General features: G+C 37.7%; 17 protein-coding genes. 11 read left to right on the forward strand and 6 right to left on the reverse strand.

The window, feature by feature from the left end:
• Positions 1–150: 150 nt before the first annotated feature.
• Together KJ678_00335 and KJ678_00340 are read right to left on the reverse strand one after the other, a co-directional pair.
• Complete coding sequence (locus KJ678_00335; protein MBU1016600.1) at positions 151–921, reverse strand: nucleotidyl transferase AbiEii/AbiGii toxin family protein; 771 nt, start codon at positions 919–921, stop codon at positions 151–153.
• Positions 918–1,508 (reverse strand): hypothetical protein, encoded by a 591-nt coding sequence (locus KJ678_00340; GenBank protein MBU1016601.1) that lies wholly within the window; start codon positions 1,506–1,508, stop codon positions 918–920. The genes KJ678_00335 and KJ678_00340 overlap by 4 nt, the downstream gene beginning before the upstream one ends.
• A gap of 280 nt (positions 1,509–1,788) precedes the next feature.
• Between KJ678_00340 and greA the strand changes: the two genes are divergently transcribed.
• The 11 genes from greA (at position 1,789) to KJ678_00395 (ending at position 12,161) form a co-directional block, all read left to right on the forward strand.
• A complete protein-coding gene (gene greA / locus KJ678_00345; protein ID MBU1016602.1) occupies positions 1,789–2,256 on the forward strand; it encodes a transcription elongation factor GreA in 468 nt (155 codons plus the stop codon).
• Between the two features lie 51 nt (positions 2,257–2,307).
• Positions 2,308–3,768 carry a lysine--tRNA ligase gene (gene lysS, locus KJ678_00350; protein ID MBU1016603.1) on the forward strand — a complete coding sequence of 487 codons (1,461 nt, stop codon included), beginning with the start codon at positions 2,308–2,310 and terminating at the stop codon, positions 3,766–3,768.
• A gap of 1 nt (position 3,769) precedes the next feature.
• Positions 3,770–5,017 carry a serine--tRNA ligase gene (gene serS, locus KJ678_00355; protein ID MBU1016604.1) on the forward strand — a complete coding sequence of 416 codons (1,248 nt, stop codon included), beginning with the start codon at positions 3,770–3,772 and terminating at the stop codon, positions 5,015–5,017.
• 17 nt (positions 5,018–5,034) lie between these two features.
• The gene (locus KJ678_00360; protein ID MBU1016605.1) at positions 5,035–5,724 is read left to right on the forward strand and encodes a hypothetical protein; all 690 of its coding nucleotides are present in this window, start codon (positions 5,035–5,037) and stop codon (positions 5,722–5,724) included.
• Positions 5,712–6,167, forward strand: coding sequence for a phosphatase PAP2 family protein (locus KJ678_00365; GenBank protein MBU1016606.1), 456 nt, complete (start codon positions 5,712–5,714; stop codon positions 6,165–6,167). Before KJ678_00360 ends, KJ678_00365 begins: the two co-directional genes overlap by 13 nt.
• 5 nt (positions 6,168–6,172) lie before the next feature.
• Complete coding sequence (locus tag KJ678_00370; protein ID MBU1016607.1) at positions 6,173–6,937, forward strand: undecaprenyl-diphosphate phosphatase; 765 nt, start codon at positions 6,173–6,175, stop codon at positions 6,935–6,937.
• Positions 6,931–9,438, forward strand: a complete 2,508-nt coding sequence (gene secA / locus KJ678_00375; protein ID MBU1016608.1) for a preprotein translocase subunit SecA — start codon at positions 6,931–6,933, stop codon at positions 9,436–9,438. Before KJ678_00370 ends, secA begins: the two co-directional genes overlap by 7 nt.
• Before the next feature lie 74 nt (positions 9,439–9,512).
• Complete coding sequence (locus KJ678_00380) at positions 9,513–10,721, forward strand: ATP-binding protein (GenBank protein ID MBU1016609.1); 1,209 nt, start codon at positions 9,513–9,515, stop codon at positions 10,719–10,721.
• 180 nt (positions 10,722–10,901) lie between these two features.
• The gene (gene rpsT, locus KJ678_00385; protein MBU1016610.1) at positions 10,902–11,141 is read left to right on the forward strand and encodes a 30S ribosomal protein S20; all 240 of its coding nucleotides are present in this window, start codon (positions 10,902–10,904) and stop codon (positions 11,139–11,141) included.
• A gap of 4 nt (positions 11,142–11,145) precedes the next feature.
• Positions 11,146–11,820, forward strand: coding sequence for a cohesin domain-containing protein (locus tag KJ678_00390; protein ID MBU1016611.1), 675 nt, complete (start codon positions 11,146–11,148; stop codon positions 11,818–11,820).
• Positions 11,817–12,161: a hypothetical protein gene (locus KJ678_00395; protein ID MBU1016612.1), complete on the forward strand. Its 345-nt coding sequence runs from the start codon at positions 11,817–11,819 to the stop codon at positions 12,159–12,161. The genes KJ678_00390 and KJ678_00395 overlap by 4 nt, the downstream gene beginning before the upstream one ends.
• Here the strand turns inward: KJ678_00395 and KJ678_00400 are convergent.
• From KJ678_00400 to KJ678_00415, 4 genes are all read right to left on the reverse strand, one after another.
• On the reverse strand, positions 12,123–12,836 hold the full coding sequence (locus tag KJ678_00400) for a sortase (GenBank protein MBU1016613.1): 714 nt from the start codon (positions 12,834–12,836) through the stop codon (positions 12,123–12,125). The genes KJ678_00395 and KJ678_00400 overlap by 39 nt on opposite strands.
• Before the next feature lie 133 nt (positions 12,837–12,969).
• A complete protein-coding gene (locus KJ678_00405; GenBank protein ID MBU1016614.1) occupies positions 12,970–13,707 on the reverse strand; it encodes an endonuclease/exonuclease/phosphatase family protein in 738 nt (245 codons plus the stop codon).
• Between the two features lie 33 nt (positions 13,708–13,740).
• A complete protein-coding gene (locus tag KJ678_00410) occupies positions 13,741–13,944 on the reverse strand; it encodes a hypothetical protein (protein MBU1016615.1) in 204 nt (67 codons plus the stop codon).
• Positions 13,945–14,022: 78 nt separating this feature from the next.
• Complete coding sequence (locus KJ678_00415; GenBank protein ID MBU1016616.1) at positions 14,023–14,385, reverse strand: DUF86 domain-containing protein; 363 nt, start codon at positions 14,383–14,385, stop codon at positions 14,023–14,025.
• Positions 14,386–14,445: the final 60 nt, after the last annotated feature.

The following is a 14,445-nucleotide window of genomic DNA, read 5'->3' on the forward strand; positions in this document are numbered from 1 at the left end:
AAATCGCGGGCGCAAAAAATAACGGAAGCGTTGGCGGGCGGGGACACCGCGCTGGAATAGCGGGTAGCGAAGAAGCGAGCTAAAAACTTGACTTAAAACGAGTTCGAATTTTTTCGAAAACATTCACAAAAATTAAGCCGTCTCTTGGATTTAAGGAATAAAATCTGCCTCTTTCAATTTCTCCAAAATAAGTTCTGGAAGTTTAGCAACTATACCCCTTTGATCCAAAGGCAAAAATTTAAAGGTGTCTTTCTTTAGAATGCTTGTCTCAAAACCAGCTATCCGCGCCTCAATTTCTTCTATTTTGAATTTTTTATCTATCAATTTCATCTTAGTATTAACTAAATCTATATTGACAGGAACCTTTTTATTTAACATATACCAAATATCATAAAGATCTCTCCCTTTATCTCGTTGAAATATTGTTCTAAATTTTTCCGCAAGAATCTCTTGCATAGACATAGCGACAATAACGGAGTAGTTTTGTACGGGCAATTCTGTGGATATTGTCCTTTCCATTTTCTGTATAGTCTTTTCTCTCTCCGAAAAATCTAGTTTTACAGTTAAAGGCATTGGAGCAATCTCCGTAGGAAAATATAATTTAGCGCTGTAGCCCTGAAGCGTTTTCAACTCTCTAGAATTTAAACCGGGGAGTACTTTTTTTGATTCTGTTACAGCTTTTGCCACTAAATCCAGCAGATTCTCTTTTTTCAGCGTTGTGTTAAAATCCAAATCTTCCGAGAACCGTGGAGAATCGTACATTAATCTAAGCGCTGTTCCCCCTTTGAAAAAAATCTCACTGGGTTTGCTTAATTTAAAAAAGTTATTTAAAAAAACTATCTGCAGGTATTCCCTAAGTACTGTGAATCGGTCCATCTTATATTTTTTAGCGTATCCTTGTAATGTTATTGAATCTATCATTTTGTTATTTCTATCGCTTTATTTAAAACAAATCCGGATTTGAACTTTTTAGCTTCCATAAGTAATTTATCTTTATCTATTATAGTTAGATCCATCTCTTTAAAATCAGGTCTAGAAATTCCTTTTGAAGCAAAATACATAATATCCAAAAGCGCTTTTTCAGGAGAGGCTATTAAAATGTCGCTTTTCTTTTCATATCCCCAATATAAACCCTCGTTTATTTTACTGTAAGAGTACTCCTTACCTTCTACGAGTATTCTTTTAACTTTTCTAGTTGTAATAGAAGTAATCGTGTATGCAAATTGCGGTATTATTCCATAGAAAGACAGGGCAGATTCAAGACTAATATAGGAGGGTTGATATATATAATTTGCAATCTCAAACTCTGAAATAGGCGCATCCTTGAGCAAAAATAGTCCAGGAGATACTCTCACTAACACCTCTTTATTTACAAGTCTCTCCGCAAGTTTATATATCGTGTTTTTATTTGTGTGCCCGGTTATTTTACCAAGCGTGGAATAATCCACGAATTTTATGTTTTTATCTCGCAGTTTTTTGAATATTTCTATCCCCGACAACGATTCCATAATTAGTATATTATCATACTAGTTGTGGAACTGTCAATCCTTAATACTTTAGGGGGTTAAACGGTTAAAATAGTCTAGTATCGTGTTTTATTGAATAGGTAAAAACGGACAAGATGCATAAATAAAGGCAATTCCCGTTATTGACATCAGATTTTAATTTTTATACAATAGCTTTGTAAGATTCTTCGTTATTATTTAGTTTCATTTATCACAAAGCACACTGCTAACAGGTAAGGGTTTTGCGGTGTGGTATTTCTCAAAATATTTAGTTTAAGTAAAAATTATGGAAAACAAAGTTTTTGTTACGGTTGAAGGTTTGAAAAAATTTAAGAAAGAACATACGGAGCTTACTGAAGTTAAGCGACCTTTTGTAGCCGATCGCATAAAAAAGGCGAGGGAGCAGGGAGATATAAGCGAAAATGCCGAATACGACGCCGCGCGCGAGGAGCAGGCCTTTGTGGAAGGAAGAATTCAAGAGTTGGAAGAAATATTAAGAGATGTAGAAGTAGTTAGAGAAGACACCAAAAGTAACGGATTTGTGGTTGTTGGTTCGCGTGTTAGAGTGCATATGGACGGTTGTGAGGAAGAATATCATATAGTAGGCGCTGTGGAGGCGGACCCCAAAAATAAAAAAATATCTCACGAATCTCCTTTGGGAACCGCTCTTCTGGGCAAGAAAGTTGGCGATGTTGTGGAATATAACGCCCCTGTTGGAAAGTTAAAATTCCACATATTAGAAATTAAATAACCTTTAGAATTTCCTCTTTTAAAAAGTTGTCTCCTTTGTTAATATAGTTTTATGATAGAGCATAGTACCAAGCCTTTGGAAGAACTTAGAAAAATCCGTATAGACAAACTGCAAAAATTAAAAGATTTGGGTGTTAACCCTTATGTTAGTGATGTCCCCGACAGAATAGCAATAGCCCATGCCAAAAAAGAAAAAGAAAAATCCGAAGTTTTTGTGGCTGGTCGTTTAATATCTTTCCGGTCGCATGGAAAGATTGTTTTTGCGGACCTTCGGGATGAAAGCGGACAAATACAACTTGCTTTCAAAAAAGACGCGCTTGAAAAAAAGTTATGGGATTTATTGCCTTTTTTGGATATGGGGGATTTTATTTGGGTTTCGGGCGAAAATTTTGTTACGAAGGCAGGCGAATTAACAATTTTGGTTAAGGATTTTAAGCTTTTAACAAAGAGCATACGCCCTTTGCCCAGTGTTTGGTATGGGTTTAAGGACGAGGAAGCGCGGTATCGGCAGAGATATGTGGATATACTTTTAAACAACGACCTCAAAGAGTTGTTCAGTAAAAAAGCGCTTTTTTGGCAGACGGTTCGTAATTTTCTTCTAGAAAAGGGGTTTTTTGAAGTGGAGACACCTGTTTTGGAATCTATAGCAGGAGGCGCGGACGCTACTCCTTTTGTTACCCACCACAACGCTTTGGATATTGATTTGTATCTTCGTATTTCTATGGGGGAATTATGGCAGAAGAGGCTTATGGTTGCGGGTTTTGAGAAAACTTTTGAGATAGGAAGACAGTTTAGAAATGAAGGAATAAGTCGCGAGCATTTGCAGGATTACACGCAAATGGAATTTTATTGGGCATACGCGAATTACGAAGATTCTATGAGGTTGGTGGAAAAGCTTTATAAAGAAGTTGCTCACAAGGTTTTTGGGACATTAACTTTTGAAATAAATGGACATAAGGTGGATTTAGGAAAGAAATGGGAACGGATTGATTATGCGGAAGTTATAAAAAAGTATTTAGATATTGATATAAAAACAGCGACGGATGTGGATATTACCGCAAAACTTAAAAAAATTAACACGATTCTTAAGGGTAACGAAACGAGAGGGCGTCTTTTGGATATGTTATGGAAGAATATAAGAAAAAATATAACGGGACCGGCATTTTTGGTAGGGCATCCTGTGGAAGTATCCCCTCTTGCAAAACGCAACGAGAACAATCCAAAAATTGTGGAAAGATATCAAATAATTATTGCCGGGAGCGAGCTTGGCAATGGTTATACCGAGCTAAACGACCCTTTGGACCAAAAGAAGAGGTTTGAAGAACAGCAGAAAATGAGGGATGCGGGGGATAGCGAAGCGCAGATGCACGATTACGATTTCGTCCGCGCGTTGGAATATGGAATGCCTCCGGTTACTGGGTTTGGTTTAAGCGAGAGGTTGTTTGCTTTTTTGATGAACAAATCCGCGCGGGAATGCGTTATGTTTCCTCTTCTCCGCCCGGAGAGTATGTAAAATGATTGATATAAATTTTATTCGCGAAAATGCCAAAGAAGTTAAAAGAAACTGCGAAAGGCGTAACTGCCCTGTTGATATTGATGAAATATTGCAATTAGACGAACAAAGGCGAAAGCTTATAACGAGTGTTGACGAAAAGCGCGCCGAAGTTAATGGGCTTTCCAAAGTAAAACCAAGCCTTAAGGAACTTAAAAAACTTAAGCAACTTAAGAAAGAAACAAAGGATTTGGAAAGCTCTCTAAGCGAAATCACCGCAACTTTTAACGAAAAAATGAGCTGGATTCCCAATATGCTTTCAAAAGATGTTCCCGATGGGAAAGACGATTCAGGCAATAAAGAAGTAGCGAGGTGGGGGGATAAGCCCCAATTTTCGTTTAAAGTTTTGGACCATCAAGAGTTGGGGGAAAAGTTAGATATTTTGGATAAAGAAAGAGGGGCAAAGGTTTCGCAATCTCGCTTTTATTTCTGGAAAGGCGACGGCGCTATTTTGTCTTGGGCTTTGTTTTCGTGGGCGCAGAAATTTTTGACTGGGCGCGGATTTACCTTTTTTATAACGCCCGATTTAGCAAAAGAGAAAACTTTATTTGGAACCGGGTATTTGCCTTATTTTCCCCAAGATATTTATAAAGTAGAAGGAACAGACCTTTCGCTAATTGGAACTTCCGAGCAGGTTCTTGTAGGCTCAAGAATGGACGAGATTTTACAGGAGAAAGATTTGCCTCTAAAATATTTGGGGTTTTCACCTTCTTTTAGAACCGAGGCGGGAAGCTATGGAAAAGACACCAGAGGAGTTTTTAGAGTTCATCAGTTCTATAAACTTGAGCAAATTATATTTTGCAAACCAAACGAAGGAGAAAAGTGGCATTTGGAGTGTCAGAAAAACGAGGAGGATATGGTGGAAGCCTTAAAATTGCCTTATCGCAGTGTTATTACTTGTGTTGGGGATACTGCTGCCCCCGGGTATAAAAAATATGATTTAGAAGCATGGTTTCCGGGGCAAAATAAATATCGCGAACTTACCTCAAATACTAATTTAACCGATTTCCAAACCAGAAGACTAAATATAAGATGCAAAAGTGGCGGAAACAAATATTTTCCTTATACTATCTCTGCAACGGGTGTTACGGAACGATGGGTTTTGGCAATTTTAGAAAATTATCAGCAAGAAGACGGTTCTGTGCTAATCCCCGAAGTACTCAAGCCTTTTGTGGGTAAGGATAAGATAGAAAAAATTTCTAAATCCTAATTTCTAAATAATTTCAAATGTTTAAAATCCCAAACATTCTAAATCCGCAAATTATTTTTGAAACTAATTCTCCCGTTTCCGGTGAGATAAAAGTGGTACAGATAGGAAAAGAAAGAAGGTTGATGGTGGGGGGATATGTGCAATCTATTAATGGGGACTGCCCGGGGGTGGAAAAAAGAGTTTGGGGGAAAATTGTTTTGCTTGGGATGGAAACTTGCCCAAATCTCAAAAACATTTTGCTTCTTGGTTTGGGTGGTGGGACCATTGTGTCTTTGCTTAAGAAGCACAAACCAAAGAGCAATATTACGGCGATTGAAATTGACCCCAAAATTATTGCCGTTGCGAAGAAATTTTTTAGCTTGTCCGAGGTTGCGAGGCTTAATTTGATTGAAGGTGATGCTTATACTTTTATAACAAAAAAGTACAGCTGTACAAATTTGTTAGGGAAATATGATTTGGTAATAGTGGATGTTTATTGCGGAGGAAGTTTCCCCCAAAAGTTTTGGGGCGAGAAATTTTTTAAAAGTCTCAAAAGCAGTATGGGTAAGGGCGGTTGTGTTATATTTAATAGAATACTTAGAACTGATGTTGATTTTGAAATAAACGAGGCAAAAGGGACGCTGTCCCCGTTTTTTAAGTATGTTTCTGTTCATAAAGTAAATATAGTTGGGAATTCAGGCAATATCCTTTTTTTATGCAAGAACTAATAATACTTTTAGCAAGATTTTTAATAATAATTCCTATATTTTTAGCGGGGTGGTGTTTGTTTATCAAAAGGGAGTGGAAAACGGTGGTAGGGGCGGTTATTTCAATACTAGTGGTTAATGTTTTATCTGAAATAACCAAAGCTATTATTCCAACAGCGCGCCCCTTTGTTGGGGTAGCGGATAATCCGGGAATATGGGTTCCTTTTAGTTACGGGTCATTTTTTTCCGGGCATACCGCCACTCTTTTTGCGCTTGGAGTAATTCTTTACAGGAAACATAAAAAGTTGGCATTGCTGTGTTTTGGTTTCGGTGGTTTGGTTGGTGTTTTAAGGGTTATAATAAAAGTTCATTATCCAATAGACATAATTGGCGGGGCGGTGGTTGGGGTTTTAGTCGGGTTATTTGCAATTAGGGTTGAACCAATCCGCCAGCTGGCGGATTGAGAAGTATGCTTTTAATTCAAGCAATTATTTTAGGAATAATTCAGGGTTTAACGGAGTTTTTGCCAGTATCTTCTTCGGCGCATCTAATAATAGTTCCCAAAATTTTTGATTGGCCCACCCATTCTTTGTTTTTTGATACCTCTCTGCATCTTGGCACGGCTTTTGCCGTTATTGTTTACTTTGCCAAAGATTGGCTAAAAATAATTAAGGATAGAAATTATTTGTTGAAAATTTTAGTTGGGATAATTCCGGCCGGCATTTTTGGTTTTTTGTTTAGCGATTTTATAGAATCCAACACGCATTCCTTTTCTATTATTGCCATAGCCCTGCTTGTTGGGACGGCGATAATGGTTTTGTCGGAGAAAAGTCTTAAACGAGTAAAAAATTCTAAATCAGCGGTAAATCTGAAAGACAGTTTGTTTATTGGAGTTATGCAAGTGTTGGCTTTATTTCCCGGGATGAGCAGAAGTAGCATGACTATTTCGGGCGGTTTTTTAAGAGGTATTAAAAAGGAATACGCTGTTAAATTCTCGTTTTATCTCTCCGCCCCTATTATTTTTGCGGCGGCTTGTTATAGTTTTATAAAAAGTTATAAGCTTTATGGAAGTATTGGTTTTTTAAACGGCAGTTTTGCTATCGGGGTTTTGACCTCCTTTTTGGTGGGGCTTTTCGTCATAAAATTTATGATAGAATACATCCGCAGTAAAGGTTTTGGGGTTTTTATTATTTACCGCGCGTTGTTGGCTTTATTAATTTTATTCCTATGCTAAAACTTTTATCAAAATATTTGGACGGCAATGAAAGACAGTTGAATAGCCTTATACCGTATATTGCCAAAATAAATTCTTTAGAAGAAAAATATGAAAAAATATCTAATTCCCAAATTAGAGAAAAAACACAGGAGTTTAGAAAAATTATCCAAGACTCCGTAGACTCCGATTCTGCGCTAGAAGAGTTATTGCCCGACGCGTACGCTCTTGTTCGCGAGGCTTCCAAAAGAGCTTTGAAACAGAGACATTTTAACGCTCAATTGATGGCGGGAATAGTTCTTCACAAAGGTAAAATTGCGGAACAGAAAACTGGCGAAGGGAAAACTCTAACGGCAACTTTGCCTTTATATTTAAACTCGTTAACCGGTAGGGGGTGCCATTTAGTTACGCCAAACGACTATCTGTCCCGCCACGGCGCTGGTTGGATGGGACCCATTTACGATTTGTTGGGAGTTTCGGTAGGCATAATTTCCCAAAACAACGCCTCTTTCATTTACGACCCCGCTTTTGAAAATACTAAATTTTTGGACGATTACGCAAAGCATCTTCGTCCCGCAGAAAAACGGCAGGCTTATGAGTGCGATATTACTTATGGGACCAACGACGAATTTGGGTTTGATTATTTGAGAGATAATTTAGCTTACGATATAAAAGAGCTTGTCCAAAGCGGGTATAATTTTGCGATAGTGGATGAAGTGGATTCCATTTTAATTGACGAGGCTCGGACGCCTTTAATAATTTCCGCCCCGGCAGGAGATTCCACCAAGAGATATTATCAATTTGCGGAAATTGCCCAAAAACTTACCCCTGATGTGGATTATAAAGTGGACGAGAAATATCGTTCCGCATCGTTGACGGAACTTGGGATATCAAAAATTGAAAGGATTATTGGGGTACCAAATTTATACGAGAGCGATTTTGAAACGGTGCATCATGTGGAAAATGCTATTAGGGCGCGTTCACTTTTTACTAAAGATAAAGATTATGTGGTTAAAGATTCCCAAGTTATTATTGTGGATGAATTTACTGGGCGTTTAATGCCCGGGCGACGTTGGAGCGAGGGTTTGCATCAGGCTATAGAGGCTAAGGAGGGGGCGGAAATACAAAAGGAATCGCGAACATTTGCCACCGTTTCTTTTCAGAACTATTTTAGGCTATACAAAAAACTGGCGGGTATGACTGGTACCGCGGTAACCGAAGCGGAAGAATTTAGCAAAATTTATAAGCTGGATGTGGTGGTTATCCCCTCAAACGAACCTTTGGCTAGGAAAGATTTGCCGGATGTGGTTTACAAAACCAAAGCGGCAAAATACCGCGCTATAGTTAAGGATATAGAACGCGCGCATAGCACGGGTCAGCCTGTTCTTGTGGGCACAACTTCCATAGAAAACAACGAACTGTTAGCAAGCCTTCTTAAACGAAAAAATGTTACGCACGAATTGTTAAACGCCAAACAACACGAAAGGGAGGCTTTAATTATTGCCCAGGCGGGTAGAAAGGGCGCGGTTACCATCGCAACCAATATGGCGGGGCGGGGAGTGGACATAAAATTAGGAGGGGACCCGCAAGAGAAAGAGGAGTTTAAGGAAGTGAAGAGTTTAGGAGGTTTGTATGTTATAGGAACCGAAAGGCACGAGTCTCGCAGAATAGATAATCAGCTTAGAGGTCGTTCTGGAAGGCAGGGGGAGCCTGGGAGATCTAAATTTTTTGTTTCTTTGCAAGATGACTTAATGCGGATATTCGGTGGGGAGCAAGTGGAGAAAATTATGGATAGGTTTGGGATGGATGAAAATATTCCTATAGAGGCGGGGTTGGTGTCTAAGGCGCTAGAAAATTCTCAAAAAAAGGTAGAGACTCTAAATTTTGATAGAAGAAAAAACTTGGTAGATTTTGATGATGTAATGAACAAGCATAGGGAAGTGATATACAAACTTCGCCAGAAAATTCTCTGGCTTTCGTCTTCGGAGGAGAAGGCAAAAGAATCTAAAGAATGGTTTTTGGAAAGAGTTTTAAAATATTACGGCGATGCGCGGGAAATTTTTGAGCAAAGGGAAAAGGATTTAAAAAATGTTTGGTACGAGGTGTTAAAAAGAATAAGTTTGCAGGTTGTGGACACATATTGGATGGAACATTTGGATTCTATGGACTCGGTTCGCGAGGGTATTGGTCTTCGCGCGTATGGGCAAAAGGACCCTTTAGTGGAGTACAAACAAGAAGGACATAGGATGTTTGGGAAGTTAGTGGTTACTATTTGGTCAACCATTGGGGATAGATTGTCTCGCGTGCAAGTTGAACAGATGCCGAAAACGGAAATTCAAAAACCAATTGTCCAGGATCAAAGATTAATTCACGAGGAGCATAATTATGGGGTTAGAGATGAAGCGGAGATGTTGTCCCAATCGCAAAAGACGGTAATGAAATCTGCTAACGAAAAAGTAGGCCGCAACGCCCTTTGCCCGTGTGGGTCTGGGAAGAAATACAAGAGATGTCACGGGAGTTGACGGAGCGTAATGACGAGAATGTTCGCACGATAATATGCACTTGACAAAGACATATTATCGGATAAAATGGACTTATGGGTTTTGAAAGAGATTTAGTGTCTAAAATAAGGTTGGAGCTGGAGAACGAGGAGATATCGCTTATCGTTGGTCCTAGACAGTCTGGAAAGACTACGATTCTCCATCAGGTTGGAGGTTATGTTAAATCTGCAAATATATCAAATTACTTTCTAAATTTAGAGGACCCCGATTATTTAAACTTACTAAACGAATCGCCTAAAAATTTGTTTAAAATATTTACAATAAACTTATCTGAAAGAACAATTCTGTTTGTTGACGAGATTCAGTATCTTAAAGACCCCTCCAACTTTTTGAAGTATTTTTTTGATGAATATAGAGGAAAGATAAAAATTATAGCTACTGGTTCCTCCGCTTTTTATATGGACAGGAAGTTCAAAGATTCGCTTGTTGGAAGGAAGATCATATTTACTCTATTAACCTTGTCTTTCAAGGAATTTTTAAGGTTTAAAGGAGAAGAAGATTTATCTAAAGCAAAATTTGACCAACTTTCTCTTGATGAAAAGGGAAAAGTGATTCCTTATTACATAGAGTATATCACTTATGGTGGTTATCCAAAAGTAGTTGTTTCCTCCAAGGGTAAAAAGGAAGAAATACTAAGAGACATAGCTTACTCCTATATTAAAAAGGATGTGCTTGAGTCTAATATTAAGCAAGATGAAGTTTTCTACCGGTTAATGAAAATGCTCTCTTCACAGATTGGTAATTTGGTGAATAGCAACGAAATAGCTAGCACTTTGGGGGTATCAAAAACAGCCATTGAGAATTACTTGTATGTGATGCAAAAATCTTTTCATATAGGTTTAATACCTCCGTTTTATAAGAATGTTAGAAAAGAGCTTACCAAAATGCCCAAGGTGTACTTTGTTGATTTAGGACTTAGAAATTTTTTTAGAGGGGACTTTAAAAGTATTGTAGAGAGAGAAGATTCTGGTCCTCTCCTTGAAAATTCTGTATTTAGACAGTTGTTGGAAACTGTTGGTAAAGAGGACATACGGTTTTGGAGGACTACGGATCAGAAGGAAGTAGATTTTGTAGTTAAAGGGAAAAGGGCTTACGAAGTTAAATATAATTTGTCGGGCGTGAAGTCGAGCCGTTACCAAACTTTTTTAGAAAGTTATCCCAATATTAAATTTTATTTTGTTTGTTTTGATGCGAAGGATACTGTAAATCAAAACCAAGCTGTTTTGGAACCATGGGCTCTGTGACCTTATTGAGGCTTATAAACTTGCCAAAAGATAAAAAGGAGTTGCCCCTTGATTATCAAGGGAAAGGAAGAAAGCTGGGATAATAAATGAAAATCTCATAGGGTGATTATATCAAAGATGTTGTTGCATTTCGTAAATTGTTATTGTTAAAATATACAAAAGGTTATATAAATATATTCAATGGCTAATACGGCGTCTGCTCTTAAGAACATTAGAATAATTAAAAGAAGAACTAGCCAAAACAATTTTTGGCGTGTTAAGATTAAGAAAGCTCTTAAAGATTTGCGTTTAAACAAAGACGAAAGCAAAGTGGAAAAACTTTCTCGCGAGGCGCAGTCTATTATAAGCAAAGCCGCTAAAAAAGGAGTTTTGCACAAAAATAAAGCGGCGAGACTGGTGGCTAAACTTTTTAGGAAATAAAATTATGAAAAACCTGCCTAAAATAATATCTTTTATTTTTTTAACGATTTTCTCTTTTGGTGTTTCTGCTCGTAGCGTATCCGCCGCAAAATTTTATTTATCCCCCGAAACCGGAAGTTTCCCGTCTTCCTTTAGTGTGGATGTTATGCTCAATTCCGAAACGGATAGTATTGAAGCGGTAGATGTAATTTTAACTTACGATACCGCCAAACTTGATGTTTTGGAAATAACCAGCGGGGATTTTGAGCAATATCTTAAGAAAAGTTTTAACAAAGCAACCGGAAGAATTGAAGTGAGCGCTTTAAACGCCACCGCTCCCGCGGGAGCAATTGCCAAAGTTGCGAAAATAACTTTTATGCCCCTTGCGTCTGCTATAACAAATGTGGATTTTGTGTATAGCCCTGGCGCAGTGGATGATTCCAACGCGTTGGAAAAGGGTATAGAGTCTTTAACCTCGGTTACTGGAGGGATATATACTCTAGCTCTTGCTGGGTCTGCTGGGATAGGAACTACCGAACCAAGCCTAGGTATTGGGAATACAACACCCGTTACCGTTGGAACCACTGTTCCCGAAGTTCCGCAAACGGGGGCTATGCCAATCTCCTTTTACTTTTTTATTCTGCTTTCTATGGGTGTAAGTGGCGCTGGGTTTGCCCTGCTTAGGACTTCCCAAAAATGAACAAGGTTGAAGGTTTTAAAGGATTCGTAACTTTTTGTTTGATATTAATAGCTATCGTTCTTCTTTTTTTCTCCGTTCGTTTTATTATAAGCAAAAGAACTCTCAAAGATGAATCTAAAGCAAGCGTTGTTATCCCGGAAAGTGTTATTCCTACGGACAATGTTTTGCCACCAGCCACGCAGGTTCCGCTTGTGGAGGAAGCGCTTCTGTCTTTGCAAGGGTTTCAACAGGCTATCTCTCTGCAGGATTTTAGATACGATTTAAACAAAGATGGGGTAGTGAATATGTACGATTACTATTTATTAGTTTCCCTGCTTAACCAAACTCCCAACAACAATTAGGCGAAAATCTTTTCTTCCCGGGGGTACGCAAGTCATAAGACTTACGGTTGAGTTATTTGGGATATCTGGATAAAAGTTTTCATAAGGATTAACATCCGAAGGTTCCAAAGTTTTTTTCATAGTAACCACATATTTATAGGTTTTGTTTAGATATTTAATGTAAAACTCGTCTCCCGGCAAAAGGTTTGGCAAGGTGGAGAATATTTTTTTGTAGTCCAAAGGGTCAAAATATTCCTCAAATACGGCATGCCCGTATATAAAAGAGTTGAAACTTTCTCCCGGAAGAGCCGTTCCCGCGTAATGGCCAAGCATTTTATTTGGCGCAAGAGAAGTGTCATTTGTTTTAACTTCCGCCTCATAAATTTTAAGTTTTGGTATTGTTAGAAAAAACTTTTCGGGAACATTTTTATTTGGGGAAACGGCGCGCGCGTATTTTTTTAGTTCTTCAAAAGAAAAGTTTGCTTGACCCGTTTTATAACCTAAAACAGGGTAGAACAAAGGTTTCGCTTGAGAATAAAGGAAGAGTGACCTTGTATAAGGACTTACAACCTTTACATAAGCAATGCTTGTTCCTAAAAAAATTAAAAACCCTGCCACATATACCCTTACAGGTTTTGAGATTTGAGATTTGAGATTTGAGTTTTTTTCGTATTTATACGGTTTAAAGTAATCCATAGGCAGATACCTTTGTTATATGAATTATAATACCACTTTTCTCTGGAGTTTTCGGGGGTTAAAATAGGGATAGACCCAAATAGGGATAGACCCAATTTGGGTCTATCCCTATTTGGATTGAAACTTCTAAACTTCAAAATCCCACATCAGCAAAACATAAATAATGACCTGCCTTTCCTTTAGTTATTTTTGAAGCGTTACACACCCATTTTTTGGAAATAATAATTTTATCCAGTCTCTTACCTTTCGGAGTTGTGGGCGTGTTATCTAGAACGGATTTAAATCCTCGCTCAAAAATGTTTGGGACCAATTTGTAAATATCTTCAAAATTCATGTCTGCCCCGATTATTGTAGGTGTATTCCCTTCCAGTATTATATTCTCAATTTGATTTCTTATTCCTTTAAACGCATCTTCTAGAAAATCTCTTCCAAATAAGTGAAATGGGAGCATGTGTCCAGACAAAATTCTGATGGCGGCATCTTTATAACTTATTTTGGCTTCTATAAATCCTTTGTTGTGAGAAAACGCTTTATTTCCTTTCCAAATAAACTCTAAGTTGGGGTTCGCAAGTTTATGAAACTTTGAGGATATTATCGGGAATTTGCTAACAATAGAAATGGCTAGTTTTTCTCCCGCTTTTTGATGCGAATCGGACACACTTTTTGTTTTGATGTAGTTAAAACCTAATGCTTTGGCAATTATCTGTGGTTGGTTGTTGTTTTTAGAAACATGTATTTCTTGAAGACACACTATATCCGGCCTAATTTTCTTAAGTTCGTTGATGAAATATTCTAGTCTCTCTAAATTAAATTGGAGTTTTTGGACGGAGGATATAAATCCCCCACCAATGTTCCAAGTTGCAATTCTCATAATATTTATCTATGTTTTCTATTTTACGAAAAATTAAAGGTTATTGCAATAAGAGCCTTTTTGGAGATTATCTACAAAACTTCTTATCTGTAGCCGACGGACAGCTTCCAGCACAACTAACTCCTTCTGGGATTCCACAATTACGAGCATCTGACCAAAAATATTCTGCAGTTCCATTACTTTCTGAAAACCCGCCACAACAAAAATCCTTTTCTGGTCCTTTGGTTGGTACAACATATTTACTTATCATTAATAAACCTATCACAATAGCCACAAGCCCTAATATTCCAAATAATATTTTTTGTTTCATGATTCTCACCTCCAATCGCTATCCCTTATATATTTCTTCAACATCTCGGAAATTTGCTTTTTAAAAGGTGGTAAATCCTCTTTTATTGTTTTCCATAAAATATCTTCGTCTATGCCAAAATACCCATGTATCGCCTTATTCCTTATCCCGGCAATCTCTTTCCATGGAATTTGAGGGTATTCCACTTTTAATTCATTTGGGAAATTCTTAACCGCTTCGCCAATAATAGATAGATTTCTAACAACAGCGTCTATCGTTTTCGCATCTTTGGCAAAAGTACCAAAATTTAATCCTTTTGTATAATCCTCAATCTTTTGAATGGAGTCTTTAATATCTTCTATGTAAAGTTTAGCGCCTCTTTTAGACATATACAGTTTCTTTTAAAACATCCGCTTTAATAACTTTTTTTAAAGCTTTTTTGGAAACTA

The organism is Patescibacteria group bacterium, from assembly GCA_018817085.1.
In the GTDB taxonomy this organism is placed as follows: Bacteria; Patescibacteriota; WWE3; order CG2-30-40-12; family CG2-30-40-12; genus CG2-30-40-12.